The sequence below is a fragment of the Pedobacter sp. genome, from assembly GCF_965249885.1.
Classification (GTDB): Bacteria; Bacteroidota; Bacteroidia; order Sphingobacteriales; family Sphingobacteriaceae; genus Pedobacter.
The window spans coordinates 883756-901754 of record NZ_OZ252254.1 but is presented as its reverse complement, the minus strand read 5'-3'; the positions used below and the strand labels follow the sequence as shown (position 1 = coordinate 901754).

12 protein-coding genes and 1 tRNA gene are annotated in these 17999 nt (G+C 36.8%); 7 read left to right on the top strand and 6 right to left on the bottom strand.

What is annotated here, in order from left to right; genetic code table 11:
• Positions 1-33: 33 nt before the first annotated feature.
• Positions 34-1437, top strand: coding sequence for an MFS transporter (locus ACY2A0_RS03815; protein ID WP_461788245.1), 1404 nt, complete (start codon positions 34-36; stop codon positions 1435-1437).
• 140 nt (positions 1438-1577) lie between these two features.
• Positions 1578-1651: transfer RNA gene (locus ACY2A0_RS03810), tRNA-Met, on the top strand.
• A gap of 217 nt (positions 1652-1868) precedes the next feature.
• On the opposite strand, the gene ACY2A0_RS03805 is transcribed toward ACY2A0_RS03810, so the two are convergent.
• The 3 genes from ACY2A0_RS03805 to ACY2A0_RS03795 all read right to left on the bottom strand — a co-directional run bounded on the left by ACY2A0_RS03805 (position 1869) and on the right by ACY2A0_RS03795 (position 5930).
• Positions 1869-3581, bottom strand: a complete 1713-nt coding sequence (locus ACY2A0_RS03805) for a metallophosphoesterase family protein (RefSeq protein ID WP_461788244.1) — start codon at positions 3579-3581, stop codon at positions 1869-1871.
• A 104-nt stretch (positions 3582-3685) separates the two neighbouring features.
• Entirely contained in the window at positions 3686-4687 is a 1002-nt protein-coding gene (locus tag ACY2A0_RS03800) for a hypothetical protein (RefSeq protein ID WP_461788243.1), read from the bottom strand.
• The gene (locus ACY2A0_RS03795) at positions 4674-5930 is read right to left on the bottom strand and encodes a hypothetical protein (RefSeq protein ID WP_461788242.1); all 1257 of its coding nucleotides are present in this window, start codon (positions 5928-5930) and stop codon (positions 4674-4676) included. The genes ACY2A0_RS03800 and ACY2A0_RS03795 overlap by 14 nt, the downstream gene beginning before the upstream one ends.
• 376 nt (positions 5931-6306) lie before the next feature.
• On the opposite strand from ACY2A0_RS03795, the gene ACY2A0_RS03790 reads away from it, so the two are divergent.
• From ACY2A0_RS03790 to ACY2A0_RS03780, 3 genes are all read left to right on the top strand, one after another.
• Positions 6307-6687: an START-like domain-containing protein gene (locus ACY2A0_RS03790; RefSeq protein WP_113638689.1), complete on the top strand. Its 381-nt coding sequence runs from the start codon at positions 6307-6309 to the stop codon at positions 6685-6687.
• Between the two features lie 115 nt (positions 6688-6802).
• Positions 6803-8236 (top strand): LptF/LptG family permease, encoded by a 1434-nt coding sequence (locus ACY2A0_RS03785; protein ID WP_461788241.1) that lies wholly within the window; start codon positions 6803-6805, stop codon positions 8234-8236.
• 158 nt (positions 8237-8394) lie between these two features.
• Complete coding sequence (locus ACY2A0_RS03780; RefSeq protein WP_461788240.1) at positions 8395-9606, top strand: bifunctional 3,4-dihydroxy-2-butanone-4-phosphate synthase/GTP cyclohydrolase II; 1212 nt, start codon at positions 8395-8397, stop codon at positions 9604-9606.
• A gap of 86 nt (positions 9607-9692) precedes the next feature.
• On the opposite strand, the gene ACY2A0_RS03775 is transcribed toward ACY2A0_RS03780, so the two are convergent.
• Positions 9693-14093, bottom strand: a complete 4401-nt coding sequence (locus ACY2A0_RS03775) for a translocation/assembly module TamB domain-containing protein (RefSeq protein ID WP_461788239.1) — start codon at positions 14091-14093, stop codon at positions 9693-9695.
• 77 nt (positions 14094-14170) lie between these two features.
• On the opposite strand from ACY2A0_RS03775, the gene tsaD reads away from it, so the two are divergent.
• The gene (gene tsaD, locus ACY2A0_RS03770) at positions 14171-15172 is read left to right on the top strand and encodes a tRNA (adenosine(37)-N6)-threonylcarbamoyltransferase complex transferase subunit TsaD (protein ID WP_461788238.1); all 1002 of its coding nucleotides are present in this window, start codon (positions 14171-14173) and stop codon (positions 15170-15172) included.
• A gap of 11 nt (positions 15173-15183) precedes the next feature.
• Positions 15184-15399 (top strand): hypothetical protein, encoded by a 216-nt coding sequence (locus ACY2A0_RS03765; protein WP_461788237.1) that lies wholly within the window; start codon positions 15184-15186, stop codon positions 15397-15399.
• Positions 15400-15511: 112 nt separating this feature from the next.
• On the opposite strand, the gene recA is transcribed toward ACY2A0_RS03765, so the two are convergent.
• Entirely contained in the window at positions 15512-16522 is a 1011-nt protein-coding gene (recA, locus tag ACY2A0_RS03760) for a recombinase RecA (RefSeq protein ID WP_461788236.1), read from the bottom strand.
• A 126-nt stretch (positions 16523-16648) separates the two neighbouring features.
• Positions 16649-17317: an endonuclease III gene (gene nth, locus ACY2A0_RS03755; RefSeq protein WP_461788235.1), complete on the bottom strand. Its 669-nt coding sequence runs from the start codon at positions 17315-17317 to the stop codon at positions 16649-16651.
• Between the last annotated feature and the right edge of the window lie 682 nt (positions 17318-17999).

Here is a 17999-nt window from a genome sequence, read left to right as displayed (position 1 = left end):
TGAAAGTAGCTAGATCAACTGAAGTTTAAGCGTATGGAGCAATTATCCGAGCAAGGTAAGGTATCGACTAAGAAAATATTGCCAATTATTTTAGCGACTGCAATTTTTATGCAGATGTTAGATTCTACGGTGTTAAATACCTCGCTGCCTACTATTGCTAGAGATTTAAAGGAATCGCCGCTGAACATGCAAAATGCCATCATTAGTTACGTGCTAACATTAGCGCTTTTTATGCCTGTTAGCGGGTTTTTGGCAGATAAGTTCGGTACAAAGAAAATATTCATTTTTGCGCAGATCTTGTTTATTGTTGGATCTTTGTTTTGTTCCTTATCGCATAATTTGACGGAATTAGTTATCGCTCGAATAATTCAAGGGGTAGGCGGTAGTTTACTTACGCCGGTTGGCAAGTTGGCCTTAATTAAAACTTTCCCGAAAAACGAGCTGCTCAAAGCAATGAATTTTGCCATTGTTCCCGCTTTAATTGGCCCGGTATTGGGGCCGCTGGTTGGTGGTTACATGGTAGATTATCTTTCTTGGCATTGGATTTTCCTGATCAATATTCCGATTGGTGCATTGGGTATTTTGCTAAGTTTAAAGTACATGCCCGATTTCAAATCGAAAATTATTGATTTTGATCTAAAGGGATTTCTAATTTTTGCTGCGGCTTCACTTTTGTTATCTATTGCATTGGAGCTTTTTGGTAACACCGTTCACATTAGTCCAGTGCTATTTACGCTAATGTCTGGGTTTTTGATGATGTACTTTTATTATCGACATGCCACCAAAGATAACAATCCGATTTTCCCGTTGAACTTATTTCAAGTGCGAACCTTCAGGGTGGGTATTGTAGGTAATTTGGCTACTAGATTGGGGATCAGTTCGGTGCCGTTGTTGTTGCCAATGATGATACAGATAGCTTACGGTCAGTCGGCGGTAGTTTCAGGTTGGATTGTTGCGCCTATGGCATTAACAGCGATGTTCGCCAAGTCTGCCGTAATCAGGATATTAGATGTGTTTGGTTACCGCCGCACGTTGATGGTGAATACCTTCATGATTGGGATTCTCATTTGCTGCATGGCAATTCCAACGGTTAGCACTTCAATTTATTGGTACATGCCAATTATTGCCGCATTGGGATTTTTCAACTCCATACAGTTCACCTCTATGAACTCCATCTCCATTGCCGATTTGCGCCAATATCATACTTCCAGTGGTAACTCTTTGGCTTCTGTTAATCAGCAGTTAGCTATTGGATTTGGCGTAGCTTTCGGTTTAATTGTGCTAAAAATTTTTCAGGGCGATGTAAAGTTGATTCATAATGAAATACACAACGCTTTTCGTTACACTTTTTTGGTAATAGGCGGGTTAACGATTCTTTCTGGATTTGTTTTCAGGCGCTTACATTTTAAAGATGGAGAGAATATGCGATCAGCTTGACATTTTTCATATCAATTAATTTTTCAACTAGCGCATTATTAAATAGCTCAAAAATAGCAACTTGGTAAATGAGCAGAAGGATATTTAAATATTTTTCTTGTTTATTGGATTAAATCCTATATTTGCAGCTCGAAAAATTCGGCGGGGTAGCTCAGATGGTTAGAGCGCAGGATTCATAACCCTGAGGTCGGCAGTTCGATCCTGCTCCCCGCTACTAGGTAAAAGCTCAACGAAAGTTGGGCTTTTTTTTATTAACGGTTCACTTTTCTACGTCTAAACTATGAGAATTTAGCGCTTGGATACTCATAACATTTTAAGAAGTGAGGGGTTTATTGTAAAGAATTTTCTTTAAATATGGCAAAATAAACTTTATAGATTGTTAAATAAGGTGTATAAAGTTTGAAAAATAACTGCTTAAAAATATTTGCTATTTAATCGGTGACTGTCTCGTAAAACATATGAACGCAGTTAAGATCGTCCCGAAAAATTAGGCATTCTGTTCGATAGTCTGAACCATAAGGGCATTTTTCAACTTTAATATGCTTAACCGCATAGAATTCTATATTGTTGATTTTATAATCTTTGTTTTTGTCTTCAGGTTTTTCTATTTTGTCGTAATTAAGAATATTACTGTCGATTTTTCTATCGCCGGTATAAAAAAGAGAAACGACACTGATTTGTTCGGTATTTTTGAAAAACTCCTCCATGTGTTCATGAGCAAATTTTCGGATAGTCCTGCCGTCATTAACGACATCTGTGACGATTAGGATTTTTTTGTACTTTTTTTCGTGGTTTTCATGATTAAATACATCTTCAAAGCGGATTATTTTCTTTTCTCGATAGGAGTAGGCAAAATAGGTATGATCAATATTGTATTTAATGGCTGGTTTAGTGGAAAGAATATTTCCCTCATAACCTAAGCCAATAATTAGGTCGCAATCGTGATGAAGTCCAAAAGTTTCGATAACGTCGATAATTGCTTTTTGAGCGGTAAGAAGGTTTTTATTCTTTTCCAAAAGCTTTGATACATCAATCCAATTATGTGCCCTAGAAGTCTCACTCCAATGAAAATGCCCTGAATGGAAAAGTTTTTCGGTCTTGATTACTTGATAGATTTCTTCTGATAGAGGAGAAGATTTGTAATAGTTACGTTTGGTAAGATCTAATTGTACCATTTCTTTAGGCGGTTCTTCAGATTGATCGGAAGTAGAGCCTATCGGAATGATATCTTCGACATCAGGTAAGATTTCTGTTTTGGAATCAGATAGGAGGAACTTTTCTTTTTGTCCAGCATCTGTACATTTGCTATTTGTCCAATAATAAGGCTTATTGTTATCATTAGTTCTGAGTAGCGAGTATATCCTGTTTTCTAAATAAATTTCATTTTTAGAATGAACCAAATAGGCTTTAAAACTATTTTGATGTCTTAAAGAAGAAAATATACCGCAATCGCTTGTGTCTATAATTTCATTGATGTTTCGCGTATTTGAGGTGTGCTCATTTCCAGTTAAGATAAGCTTGATTTTTTGAAGTTCTAGATGTCCTATCAAAGCTTGTCGGTTAGGTTTTTCCCATTGTCCAGTATTACTATCCTCAAATCCAGAAGTAATATTATGATGCCAACAAGGTATTAGTTTTAGATCAGAACTTTTCCCTAGCTTTAGTCTTTCTAGTTCATCACTGAACTTTTCAATATCAATTGCCCCCAGTCCACCATTTTCGTTAATCTTAAAGTTAGAATTTGCTCCAACTATAATGATATTTTCATTAAGCTTTAAAGTGTCAACAATTGCGTTACCGAAAGCAAATGTTTTTTTGGTGAGCTTTTCGTAAAAATCACTAAAGTTTTTGAATTTAACATCATTTAAAAGATGAACGTCTTTTGTAGGAGTATCATTTAAAAAGGTATTAAGACTTAATCTATGTACATCATGATCTCCAGGTAGAATCAGAAGATCTGCAATGTCAATGTGGAGGTCTGTTAAAATTTTATTGATGAACTTAAGTGCATATTCATATTCAGTTTTGTCACCAGAGTCTGCAATATCGCCAGTGATCAATAGCTTGAAGTTAGCTTTTGGGAACTCATTTTTAACACATTGCGCAAACGAGTCCAAATATTGGTTCGATTGATCAGTATCCATGTTTGTGGTGAGAAATGAGTTTATCTTGAGATTTACCTCTTGATTAGGTAGGATGTGCCTAGTGACGTGTAGATCCGAAAGATGAAGTATGATAGTTTCCATTTTTAGTTTGCCAGGTCAGTTGAGATGTTATAATTCAGTTCGACGTTGTTGCTACGTTTGATTGAAAAAATCGCGGTAGTAGCGTCTTTGCTTTTGATATGTTTATTGGATAGTGTTTCGACTTTGATAATAGCTACATTGCCCATATATTTTCCGCCGAGGAATTGGATTAGGTTTTTAGCGCTTTTCACTTCTGTCCCTAAACAGACTAATTCCGATACAATAATATAGGATCGATCTTCCTCGATACTCTTATCAAGTCTATTGTATAATTTGTTCTTTGGACCATTTTTATCAATGATCAATATATCTAGAGAAAGCAAATTAGAAAGAACTGAAATAATATAGGCGCTGTTTAAGCTTTGACAAACTAATACCTGTTCGCTTTCTTTTTCTAGTTGGAACTTTCTTCTCATCCTTAAAGCAAGTCGGTATAATGAAAAGAGAATGAAGCCTTTATCTAAAGCAAAAAACTTTCGTATATCTACAAAGGATTTGAGGTAGACGAATGAAGAATTGTGTGGTTGATCGTAATCGGGAATGATATAATTTTTTAATCTGGTTTTAAATTCATCCTCAAATAATTCTTGGATATCAAGTTTCACAGAGACTAATGGGTTTTCAGGCTCATTTTCAAAGAAGAAAAACTTGTCGAATTGCTCTCCAGCTTCAACATTGTCGAAATTGCTGATTGCTCTAACATATAGGTCATCAGCTAACTTACACCCAAGATTGATAAACAGGATTTTGAAACCATTATTTTTGAGCTCAAACAGTAATTTGTTAAGGTTAGGCTGTACACCTTTAATGTGCTTAAAGTCTAATATAAGATTTTTGATCTGCTCTAAAGATAGAGCATCCTTTATACGTTGTAGTGTATTAATATGTAATCTCTCGGTGTAAATACCTATGTTGTTGTCCTCAATAAACGTGGACGATATCACCTCCTCCGCATGGAGATTAATGTATATGAAGTGTTGGGTAAGGATCTTAGATGCTATCATTTTCGTTTAGATTAGGTATTTCAACTTCAATATGTACGCCTCTAAATCTGATTTTGTAAAATCTTACAGATGAAAATCTGATATCCTCTTGATATTTTTCGGTAATCTTTTTGTAAAATAGAACAAACTTTTCAAACATGGCTTTCGAAAGTTTCAATAGCTGATGTTTATAGGTTTCCTCCGGTAGTATGCTTAATTGCGATAGATTGTGGAGTTCATAGATACTGTCTCTTACCTCCATTAGGTCAATAACTTCATCCTGCATGCTTGGTGAGATAATAATTTGGCAATTATCATTGTGGATTCTAAGATAACCTAGACTTTCCACAACAACGTTAGTCATGAGATCAAATAGACCTTTTCTATCTTTTAAAGAGGAATAGAACAACGTTTCCAGAATAACGCTAAGATTTTCTTGGAAAGTGAGATGGATATCAGACAGGCCATTTGAGCTTTTCAACAAAGCATCTTTTAAAGCAAATGGTTTATAATAATAGTTTTCTTTCTTATTTGAAAGCGTAGCCTTGAAGCCAACTCCATTATCTGAGATTGAAAATTTGGTTTTATACCTATCCGAAAACATTAACACATAAGCGTTAGAGTCCGAATAAAGTACTGCATTGGTAATCAGTTCGGATATGATATCGAGATAGGAGTTTTTTGCATCTGCCGTGAGTGGATTTTCATAGAGCAAATCATAAAAATGTTCTTGAGCTTTATAAGTATAATGCGATAGTAGATAATCTCTTTTATCTTCTTCTTTGGTATAGCCAATTAAAGATGTCCTAAGGTTATCATCGTTGATGGAATAAGAATGGATGCGATGTTCTTTTCTAATGGGCTTCGATCCAAATGGCCTTGTGTGTTCCTGTTTATATTCTAAAATATTTCGACCTATCGGATAATTGGGATTTTGATTATCTCCAATAACGTGAAAGAAATCACAATTAACCAAAAACTCCAGTATATTCTGAGTGGAACCATTATTATATAACTTAAGATCTAGCTTTTCACCGTGAAATAATCTCAATTGTTCGATCAAGCTAAGTAAAAGGGGCAAAACGATAGGGTCAATACTATATTTCGCCGTCAGATCTTCGTCGCCGAATTCAAAAAGTACAAAAGAAATTTTATCGTCCGTTTTTTGCCGGTAGAAATTTGCAACGTCATCTAAAAACTCTGTATAGAATTTGAAGGGAGTTAACCGGATATTATTTCGAATGATGGGTACACTATATGCCATATACGTTCAATTATGCAAGCAACATGTCTGCTTATAAAGGTTAGTTCAATCTAAAATGATAAAGGATTAAGAGCTTATATCTTAGTAAATTATAAACTTTCTCGAATTAATGCAAAATTTTTCTTAGTCATTTAACTTTTTATTAAAATTAGTCGATGGAGACCTTTCAAAAAAAGAAATTAATGCTCCCGGCTACTAGGTAAAAGCTCACAGCAATGTGGGCTTTTTTTATTGCAAAATACACCTTCACTAAGCAAATACGATACTTCAAATCCTAGAGCTGTAAATAAAAAAATACTTATCTTTCAAAACTTTGCATTTATAAAAGAATTTACTTTTCTTTAGAAAAAATAGAAAAGCCTAAACCAAAGCAAGGATGTCAGAAAAGAAGAAATTTACATTAGAATACGCTATAAGATCATCTCCACGTATACTATATAGTTTTATTAGTGAGCCAAACGGTTTGGCGCAATGGTTTGCTGATGATGTAATTTTCAGAGACCAAACTTATACCTTCACCTGGGACGATGAAGTACAGAAAGCGAAGCTAATTAGCGCTAAAGAGAATAAGTTGGTGAAATTCAAATGGATTGACGACGAGCCTTATTGCTATACGGAAATGGAAATTATCCAAGATGAATTAACTAATGATGTGGCGCTTGCTATTACCGATTTTGCCACAGAAGATACTTTACAGGAAAGAAAACAAATTTGGGATAACCAAATTGATTATCTGTTAGGCGTTTTAGGGGCATAATCCTTAAAATTAATCTCCATACAACACGTTCTGCTAATTGCCATTGCAGTTCATTTCCATAATTTAGCTGTTAGTTAAATTCCACTTTTAATTGGCTTTGCCTATCTTTGCCTAATTGAAAAAGATCCATTTATTGCTGATAAAGGCGTTCATTAGGCCATTTGCCGTCACATTTTTTATTGTGATGTTTATTTTATTGATGTTCTTTTTGTTTAAGTACGTCGATGATCTAATTGGTAAAGGGTTTGAATGGTACGTTATTGCCGAACTGATGATGTATGCATCGGCTTCCAATGTGGCAATGGCTTTGCCGTTGGCTATCTTGCTATCGTCAATTATGACATTTGGTAATCTTGGCGAAAACTACGAATTAGTAGCAATAAAATCGGCAGGCGTTTCTTTGCGTAAGGCCATGCAGCCGCTTTTTGTGCTTATTGTTGCATTGGCGTTAGCTTCTTTCTTTTTTTCTGACTACATGCTGCCCAAGGCCAACCTAAAGTACGGTTCATTGCTTTACGATGTGCGTAATAAAAAGCTATCGTTTTTGATTAAGCCTGGGGTTTTCAATAACAGCATACCGGGTTACTCTATGCGTGTTGAACGCAAGGGCGAAGGAGCAATTGATTCGCTCTATGGCATCATGATCTATGATCACAGCACAGGCAGTGGCGTTCCGCAAATCATCATGGCTGAAAAAGGTAAGATGTCTAAAACGTCTGACGGCAACTACATGGTGCTAAATTTGGTCAACGGTGTGCGATATCAAGAGTCTGCCTCCAATAACGGCGCTTATAATCCACGTCAGTCATTTACCCGTATGCGTTTCAAGCAAACTGAAGTTAAATTTGATTTCAGTAGTTTTAAAGACATGGCACGTACCAACGAGCAGAGTTTTAAGAACAATGCTCCCATGCTTAATCGAAAGGAACTGATACAGAGACAGGATTCTTTGGTTAAAAATCTGGATAGCTTAGGCAAGGCACTTAAAGCTAATGCTCAATATTATTTTAAACAAAATAACTACGTCAAAGGCTATACAAAAACTAAAGTTTCAGCGCAGAACATCAAGGGAAATATCATTAACTATATCCCAAAGGCGCAACGAGTGCAAGCGTTACAAATTGCCTATGACCAGGTTGATGCATTAAAGCAAACCATTAATGGTCAACTTACAGATTACGATTTCAAATCCAAAGAGGTACTGAGGGCACAAATTGAATATCAACGAAAATACACGCTGGCCGTGTCGTGCCTACTGCTTTTCTTTATTGGAGCACCGCTCGGTGCAATCATCCGTAAAGGTGGTTTGGGACTTCCGGTGGTTATCGCCGTAATTTTCTTTCTGTTTTACCACATCATTTCTACCGTTGCTGAAAAGTCGGCCAAAGAAGGTTCTCTTGATCCGGTGGCCGGAATTTGGATGGCCGTAATTGTACTTACACCAGTGGGTATCTTTCTTACTTACAAAGCTACTGTCGATTCGGCGTTGTTTGATGTCGACTATTACAAACAGCTATTCTTAGGGCTTTTTAAGCGTAAGAAAAAGTAACAACTTCGTCTGCAGTTTTTACAATATAAAGGCATCCCGTTGTTGTACAGAAACTTACTTGGCAATGATAATTACCTGTCATATTTGCTGATAAAGGTTGTACATTTGCATTGAAAATGTTGAGGTAAACTTGCCTTATTAAGTTGTTTTTTGCCAAAATGGAGATTAAACTAAATACCATAGAAGAAGCACTAGCTGATGTAAGAGCTGGTAAAATCATTATTGTAGTGGATGATGAAGATAGGGAAAACGAAGGCGATTTTTTAACCGCTGCCCGTAATGTAACTCCAGAAATCATCAACTTCATGTCAAAGTATGGCAGAGGATTGATTTGCGCACCTTTAATTGAGGAGCTTTGCGATAAGTTGGAGTTAAATTTGATGGTGCAAAACAATACCGTACTTCACCAAACCCCTTTTACAGTTTCTGTTGATTTAATCGGTCAGGGTTGTACAACTGGTATCTCTGCACACGATCGTGCTAAAACGGTGCAGGCTTTAATAAATCCATCTACTAAACCTGAAGACCTAGGGCGCCCGGGCCATATCTTTCCGCTACGAGCTCGTAGAGAAGGGGTTTTGCGTCGTACCGGACACACCGAAGCGACAATAGATATTGCTAGATTAGCAGGTTTCGAGCCCGCCGGAGTACTTGTTGAAATCATGAATGAGGATGGTACTATGGCCCGCTTACCTGATTTAATGTTAATCGCTAAACAGCACGATTTAAAAATTATCTCCATCAAAGATTTGATTAGCTATCGCTTAGCTGTTGAGAGTTCGATTAAAGAAGAAGTAACGGTTAATTTGCCTACCCAATGGGGAGATTTTAAAATGACTGCCTACACTCAAATGAGTAACGGTGCTACACATTTGGCATTATCAAAAGGAGAGTGGACGGAGGATGAACCAGTGTTAACCCGCATCCATAGCTCATGCGTAACAGGTGATATATTCGGATCATGCCGTTGTGATTGCGGTCCTCAGCTGCATAAAGCTATGGAGATGATTGAAAAAGAAGGGAAAGGGCTTATTGTTTATATGAACCAAGAGGGCAGAGGAATTGGATTGGTAAATAAACTGCATGCTTATAATTTGCAAGATGCCGGGCTGGACACCGTAGAAGCTAATATTCAGTTAGGCTTTAAAGGTGATGAAAGAGACTATGGAGTAGGCGCACAAATTTTAAGGGCAAGTGGTATCACGAAAATGAAATTAATGTCTAACAATCCTACCAAGCGAGCAGGTTTAGTAGGTTATGGCTTAGAGATTGTAGAGAATATTCCGATTGAAATTGCTAGCAATAAACACAATGAATCTTATTTGATTACTAAACGTGATAAAATGGGACATCAGATTCTTAAGGGATAAGCAACAAAATTCTTAAGATTATATAGCTAAAGCCGTGACTTGTCTCGGCTTTTTTGTTGCCCCAAGTTTCAAAGTTCATTGGCGTCTTACCGTCGCTGCGTTTTTTTACTTTCGTTAATAATTGCTTCTTTGCTGATGCGTTGCTTTTCTTTTTCCGCTTCTTTTCTCTTTTGTTCTTTGCGGTATTTACCCGATATTTTTTGAAGCCACTCGGAAAAAGTGTCAAATTGCTGATTGTAAATTAGGCCCAGGGAAGTAATATTTTGATAAGGATTGATCCCTGGGTTAGCAAATATACTTTGTATCGTTGGTGGTTTGTTCGCAATTTTTCCAACCAAACTACCATCTTTTTTGATCAATCCAAGTATTTCAACCTCTCTACCTATTTCATTTCTAAAACCAATGGTATTATCAATAGAGCTTTTGCTGATATCGGTAATTCCAGCGTTAACAATAATTCTGTCGTTAAAGAATTTGAACGATGCACTTGCCTCATTGAACGAACGGATATTGATATCTACGAAATTGAGGTTTAAGCTGGATAATACATTGTTCAGCTGGTTGAAAATTAAATCGGTAGCTGTACCTGTACCAACAGAGCCTAACTGCTGACTTAAGTTTTCAGCACCTGTTCCGGGTGCAAATCTTCTTTGAATAATCAAACTTAAAGCCTGTGTATTAAGGTTGTTTCCATCATTAAAATAAGACTGTAGCTCATCTTTAATTGCAGGGTTAGCCGGGAAGAAGATATCCAACTTGATGTCTGGCTTCATCAGTAAGCCAGTTAAGCCCATCTCTACTTCTGTTTGCGCAGTTAGATTCGTGTTACTGCTAGCATCGCGGTTAGCAGCCCTATACAGATCGCCCAGCGCCGCACGTAACGTATAGATCGCTTTTAGGTTAATCTGTGCATTTACCGGATTTCCTGTCCACCTAATTGATCCACCCTGTCTGATATCGAAACGCTTATTGATCACCTCTCTTGCGGTAAAGTCGAAAACACCACTTTCAATAATGTAGTCGCCTTTCATTTCAAAGTCACCCACTTTGCTGATGTTGAGTTCTAGATCCGCATTTCCCGTGCCGCTAAGTTTACCTAAAACGGTGTAAATATTTACCGTAGTATTTGGATCAACCGAAAGCTTAAAATTCATGCTGAGTCCTTGAAAGCTATTTAGTTTTTTTACGACCTTGGTAGTATCTTTACTCACAAAAGTGATAAAATCCTTGTCGGTAACTGTCTCAGAGCTATTAAGTGGCAAATTGAATATGGTTCCTTTTTCGGTTTTAGCGTCAATGTCGATAAACATGTCATTAGTTGGGCCTTTGAATACGAATTTTCCGGTTCCATAGGCCTTTCCGAAGTAAATAGCATTATCTTTTGAGGTGGTGTTTAATGCCATTAACCCCTTAGCCTCCAATTGTACTTGGATATTGGGGTTATTGATATTTTTTAAATCTACAGTTCCGTTAGCTGTACCGCTGTGTCCTTCTAGGTCTTTTAGCACTAAGTTGGTGAGTACAATTGCGCTATTATCAACATTAACTTCATCATCAATGATATACGTTGTTTTGAGGTAGTTAACGGTTAGCTGCGCTTTATCAAGGGTAATATCGCCATTAATTAGTGGTTGATCAAAACTTCCCTTTACGGTGAGGTCAGCGGAAACTTTTCCTTTTAGGTTAGAAACAATTTTATTTAAAAATGGGGTTAAGATTGCCAATTCGCTCTGGTCAAGATTTACCTTCAGATCAATCTGTTTTTGACCGGCATCCAGATTTCCTGTGATATTAAAGGTTTCTCTGTCGAGTGCCGTAATCTTCGTATGTACATTCGCTATTTTGCTAGCGCTGCTAAACGACGAGGTATCAACTAAGCTCCCGATGTAGGTTCCATTGAAGCCCAATGAATCTATCCTTAAACTATCCGAGATTTTGGGAGATTTCAATAAGCCATTAATCTTTGTCTTTCCATTGGCAGTGCCCGCAAATTTAATTCCTAGATTTTTAACAAACGGATTTATGGTTTTAAGCTTGAAATTTTCGAAGGCAACTAGCAGTACATCGGTAGGATCATCGGAAATAATGCCGTCAATTTTAAGTTCTTGCTGTCCGTTGCTTAAAGAAAAATTCTCCACTTTGGTTTTGCCTTTGTTTAAGCCAATCTGAACTTTGTCTTCAATTGTCCAATCTTCGAAATTAATTTTAAGATTGGAAGGTAAAATACTGATTTTGGCCGTATCTGGTAAAAACTCGATAAGCCCGTTTAAATCCAGTTGATTGGCATCGTCAGCATTTGATAATTTGACGTTGAGTGCCAAGCTGTCGTTGCGAAGGATGTTAGAGATGTTGACATTTTTGATGTACAAGCTATCATTGAGGTCTACTCTATCCGATGATATAATTGCAGTAAGCTGTCTGGTCGAAGTACTTTCGTCTATAATGACATTGTTTGCAATAATGCCCTTGTACTTAAGTCTCTTGATAATACCTCCAAGAGTGGCCGTGTTATTTTTAGAGTCAAAAGATCCTACTAAGAGCGATTGGTCGTCGATTTCTAGCCCTGGAGAAATAAGCTCAGCAATTGGTTCAAAATCTTTTATCTTAAGCCTGAAATCAAAAACCTGTGTTTTAAACTTCACGATATCAGTTTTAAGCGATGGGATGTAAGTTTTTGCAATAGTTTTAAAATACGACACGATAGTATTTAGGTCGTACTGGCCTTTAATGCCCGCATCTAAAATATCCGAATTTACCGTAAGGCTTCGATCCATTCCAATGCCTCTGGCGTTCAGCAAAACCGAATCAACCTTGTAAACGCCTCGCAAGTTATTTAGCGTTATTTGCTGTAAAAGCAAGCTGCCTTGCAAGTTATCTAAGTTGGTTCCTGAAAAATTAGTGCTGAAAACAGCATCTACTTTTAAAGAGTCTTTATAAAGCTTCAAGGTCTTTAAACGGGCATTTCTAATGTTTGCTTTGAAGTTGAAAACTGGTAGGGCAGGGTTTAGGTTAACGCCGCCATCAAAATCAAGCTGTACATTTTTATCGTTGATTTTCAAACTTCCATCAAAAAATTTCTTGTCAAAAGTACCGTTGATATTGATGTTTCTATAGCGATAGCCCTTGAAATCTAAATAGCTGATCTTTCCTTTTAGCTCTTCTTTTAATTCCTTTACCTCAGTACCTCTTCCCTTAATGTTTAGCTCGGAAGTTATGCGTCCTAAAAGTTGCTCGTTAAGTAAATCTCCAATATTAAAATCGTAGGTCTTAACATTGCCACTGTACGAAGGCGTGCCTTTTTTGTCAATTTTCATATTGACATCTGAACGAAGTCTTCCAAGCTTAGTTTTGAATTCACCGTAGGCGATAAAATCATTTTGAAAGCCAGTGAAATAGCCATTGAAATTGATATTGCCAAACTTGTTGACAATTTCGGGGATGGATTTTACTTTTTTACCGGTAAGGTCGGTCAATATTTCATCTAAATCTGTTTTATTGGTGCCGGCCAATTCTATCTTCATGTCCATAAAGGTTTCTTCCCAGTTGGGTAAACCTTTCATAGAGAAATCGCCTTTGATATAAGTGGCTCTACCAGCCTTCAGAGATAATTTTTTAGCCCTCAAATCATTAACTAAGCCATTAATCTGTCCGTCAATGTCAATGTCTAGTTTCATTTTCTGCAAAGCAGGAGCAAAGTATGCCACGTCACTGGACGACAAGTGACTGTTTTTAAAATTGGCTCTCATCCTCACCTTGTTTTCATAATCTTTGAAATCCCTATAGGTCTTGAATTTCATTTGATAATAATCAGTAAGGCGGGTTTTATTGGTAACCAGTAATAGTTTTTTTAACTCGATAGCGTTGGAGTCAACTGTAGTTAATGCTGAAAGATTTTTAAGATAAAAGCCACTTTTTTCTTTTAAGGTTAAGTTTTTGATATTAGCTTGAATCAAGTGGTCTTTAGTATTTAAGTCCTCGAAAATGCCGTTCATCTCTTTAACGTCAATATCTTCGAAATTTACAGCATTAGGGCTTGGTGTGTTGTATTTTAAATTTTTATACTTGAAATGTAAGTTGTTAATGATGATTCTGTCGAACAAAAACTCAAACTTTTTTTTCTTCTTTTTTGGTTTTGGAGATGGACTATCAAAATAATCGATGATAAAATCTAGATTAGAGTTTCCATCTTTCTGATCCTTCAAAAAGAAAGTACCATCATTAATTTGAACGGTGTTAACGTCAAGTATGCGCTGTTTGAGCGAAAACTGATTGATATCTACTAAAAACTTCGGAAAGTGCGCCAGTGTATCCTTTTGCAAGTCTAACACTAGTAAATCTTCAAGCACAACAGATTTAAATGGGACAACATAAAGACCGCCAACACGTACAGTTGTTTTTAATTCCTTTGAAAGATACGCTGCTGCTTTTTGCGCTACATAGGTTTGGACTGGCTTAAATTGTAGTGAAAATAGTACGCCCGCAATCAATAAAATAATTGAAGCGATAATCCAAAGAAGTATTTTTAATAGTTTTTTAATAATTTTGTAGCTTAAATATCTTTTCCGTGCCTATCATATTAGCTATAGAATCATCCTGCGACGAAACTTCGGTTGCCATTTGTGATAACGGCAAAATTACTGCCAATGTTATTGCAAACCAAACAATTCATGAAAATTATGGAGGTGTAATTCCTGAACTGGCTTCTAGGGTTCACCAGCAGAATATTGTACCTGCTGTGCAACAGGCTTTGGCCATTGCAGGAGTGGATAAAAAGCAGCTTCAGGGCGTGGCATTTACCCGAGGTCCTGGACTGTTGGGCTCTTTGTTAGTAGGAGTTTCTTTTGCGAAATCTTTTGCTTTGGCACTTGATCTTCCGCTGATTTCTGTAAACCATATGCAGGCTCATATTTTGGCGCATTTTATCGACGATCCGCATCCAAAATTTCCGTTTTTGTGCCTTACCGTTTCCGGTGGACATACGCAAATTGTACTGGTTAAAGATTATTTCGATATGGAAATTGTTGGCGAAACATTAGACGATGCAGCTGGAGAAGCATTTGATAAAACTGCAAAGATTTTAAACCTGCCTTATCCTGGCGGTCCGTTGATTGATAAATATGCTAAAGAAGGTAATCCACATGCTTACCAATTTCCAGAACCACAAATACAAGGTTTAAATTATAGTTTCAGCGGCTTTAAAACGGCCATATTATACTTCATTAGAGATAACCAAAAAAATAACCCCAATTTTGTAGAGGAAAATTTGGCTGATATCTGTGCGTCTGTACAGTATAGCATCGTTAACATTCTTTTAAACAAGCTAAAGAAAGCAGCAAAGCAATACAATTGTAAGCAAATTGCCATAGCTGGAGGAGTTTCCGCCAATTCTGGATTGAGAAATACCTTGCTTGCACAGCAAGAAATTTTGGGTTGGGAGGTGTTTATTCCTAAATTTGAATATTGTACTGATAACGCGGCTATGATTGCTATAGCTGGTTATCATAAGTTCTTAAACAAGCAATTTGTAGGGCAGGAGGTAGCGCCAATGGCTCGTATGATTTTTTAAACGTTGATTTTATGCAAACAAGCGGTTTTATATTTTTTGGGTTACTTGCCATTCCTTTAATAGCTTTTTTATTTTGGGTGATTAAAAAAGATAAGAAAAAGAATTACTTGGGTTTGGTGTTACTTTTGGTTGGTGCAATAATAGCAGCTTATACTATTGTTAGGCTAGATTCTTCCTTTGTTAAGGAAAAAATTCCAACAGCACCTAAGGCATCTAGCTTTAGGTAGTTTATTAATAAAATGTAGTTAGGTCTTATACGTTCTCTTTAAAAGTCCATAATAAAACAGCGCCTGTTTTTAAAACAGGCGCTGTTACTATATCTATCTCAGTAAATAAATACTAATTTTCTTCTAAGTGTTCGCCAGTTACTTCTTCTCTAATCTGCGATTCTATTTGTTCTGCCAATTCAGGATTATCTAAAAGCAATTGCTTAACTGCATCTCTACCTTGCCCTAATTTAGTATCGCCATAAGAGAACCATGATCCAGCTTTTTTAATGATACCGAAATCTACACCTAAGTCAATGATTTCACCCACTTTAGATATACCCTCGCCAAACATAATGTCAAACTCAGCTAAACGGAAAGGAGGGGCAACTTTATTTTTTACGATTTTAACTTTAACACGGTTACCTGATACCTCGTCAGAATCTTTAATCTGCGAAGTACGGCGAATATCTAAACGAACAGATGCGTAAAATTTAAGTGCATTACCACCAGTCGTAGTTTCAGGGTTACCAAACATTACACCAATTTTTTCACGTAACTGGTTAATAAAAATACAGCAACATCCGGTTTTCGAAATGGTTCCAGTTAACTTACGTAATGCCTGACTCATCAAACGAGCTTGCAATCCCATTCTGCTATCACCCATTTCGCCTTCAATTTCAGCCTTTGGTACCAAAGCAGCAACAGAGTCAATTACAATTACATCAATAGCGCCAGAGCGGATTAAATTATCGGCAATCTCCAAGGCCTGCTCACCATTATCAGGTTGAGAAATCAATAAATTATCGGTATCAACACCTAATTTTTTTGCATAAAATTTATCAAAAGCATGCTCCGCATCAATTATTGCAGCTATGCCGCCTTTCTTTTGAGCTTCTGCAATAATGTGTGTCGCTAAAGTTGTTTTACCAGATGATTCTGGACCATAAATTTCAATGATACGGCCTTTTGGTACGCCACCAACACCTAAAGCAATATCTAAGCTAATAGATCCCGTTGAAATTGCTTCCATGCTTTCCACAGCTTGGTCGCCAAGTTTCATGATAGAACCTTTACCGTATGATTTTTCAAGTTTATCTAGAGTAAGCTGTAAAGCTTTTAATTTGTCTGCGTTTGGATTCATGTTTTTTAAGTTTCAGGGAATAAATATAACAATACGTTTCGGCAAATAATAAATTATGTTTAACTAATAATTTTAGCAAACATATTAAATTGTTTATAATAAATGCAAATAATTTTAGAATTTTTTTTAAAGCGCTAAATTTTTGCCCATGTTTTTAGCTTTCTGTAGCTTTTCGAAGTATTGGCAAAAATAGGTGAGTTCGCATATTTCACACTTTGGACTGCGGGCTACACATATATATCTACCATGTAAAATTAGCCAATGATGTGCCGTGGCTATGGTATGTTCAGGTAAATTTTTTACCAAATCTTTTTCCACCGCCAAGGGTGTTTTGCCTTTAGTTAGCCCCAGTCTGTTAGCTACCCTAAAAACGTGAGTATCCACCGCCATTGCAGGTTCATTATACACTACAGAAGCAATTACGTTTGCCGTTTTTCTGCCGACACCCGGCATTTTTTGCAGCTCTTTCACATCTGATGGTACCTCGTTGTTAAATTGATGAAGCAACATGTTAGCCATGCCAACCAAATGTTTAGCCTTGTTGTTGGGGTAGCTTACACTTTTGATGTAGTCAAAAACAATATCTGGTGTAGTTTCAGCAAGCGCTTTGGCGTTAGGGAAACGATTAAAAAGTGCCGGAGTTACTTGGTTAATGCGCTTATCCGTACACTGGGCAGATAAAATTACCGCTACCAGCAATTGGAATGGATTGTTGTAATGTAGTTCGGTTTCAGCGTGTGGCTGTTTGGTAGAAAAATGCTCTACAAAACAACGGTAACGTTCTTTTTTTAGCATAGGCGAAATTACGATTATTAGTGCATTGGTTCAATAGTTCATTTGTTCACTAGTCGATTTGTTTTCCGTTCAGCGTTTTTATTTTGAAAATGTTAGTTCAGTATTTCATTGCAATTGTAGTCCCGCTTTTTGCTACAAGTCCCGCTTTGCAATCGGGAGCTTTTCGCGTCAATCGGGTTTAATGAACAATGTATTTGCAGAAGAGGGCAGCTTTGTCAGTCTTCTTTGCAACTGTCTAGTAAGATTGACAAAGCTATTGGATCAACTTCGCGGAAACTTTTTTGCTTTGCGGTTAAGATAATAATAACGCAAAGGAAAATTAAGTTGCGCAGAGATCGCAAAGCTATTGGTGATATAGTAAGATTGACAAAGCTATCGGCAGTAAACTTTGCAGAGACTTCTTTGCTTTGCAGTTAAATAATGAAGTTTATAAAAGTAAAGCTTCAAGCATCTGTATTATGGGCAGCTTTGTCAATCTTCTTTGCAACTGTCTATTAAGATTGACAAAGCTATTGGCAATAAACTTTGCGGAAACTTCTTTGCGGTTAAATAATAGAGTGTATAAAAGTAGCGCTTCAAGCACTTGTATGATGAGAGCTTTGTCAATCTTCTTTGCAACTGCCTATTAAGATTGACAAAGCTATTGGTAATAAACTTCGCGGAAACTTTTTCGCTTTGCGAT

Coding starts and splice junctions, on each gene's coding strand:
- ACY2A0_RS03815 (WP_461788245.1), top strand. CDS start 34: ATGGAGCAATTATCCGAGCAAGGTAAGGTATCGACTAAGAAAATATTG.
- ACY2A0_RS03805 (WP_461788244.1), bottom strand. CDS start 3,581: ATGGATACTGATCAATCGAACCAATATTTGGACTCGTTTGCGCAATGT.
- ACY2A0_RS03800 (WP_461788243.1), bottom strand. CDS start 4,687: ATGATAGCATCTAAGATCCTTACCCAACACTTCATATACATTAATCTC.
- ACY2A0_RS03795 (WP_461788242.1), bottom strand. CDS start 5,930: ATGGCATATAGTGTACCCATCATTCGAAATAATATCCGGTTAACTCCC.
- ACY2A0_RS03790 (WP_113638689.1), top strand. CDS start 6,307: ATGTCAGAAAAGAAGAAATTTACATTAGAATACGCTATAAGATCATCT.
- ACY2A0_RS03780 (WP_461788240.1), top strand. CDS start 8,395: ATGGAGATTAAACTAAATACCATAGAAGAAGCACTAGCTGATGTAAGA.
- ACY2A0_RS03765 (WP_461788237.1), top strand. CDS start 15,184: ATGCAAACAAGCGGTTTTATATTTTTTGGGTTACTTGCCATTCCTTTA.
- recA (WP_461788236.1), bottom strand. CDS start 16,522: ATGAATCCAAACGCAGACAAATTAAAAGCTTTACAGCTTACTCTAGAT.
- nth (WP_461788235.1), bottom strand. CDS start 17,317: ATGCTAAAAAAAGAACGTTACCGTTGTTTTGTAGAGCATTTTTCTACC.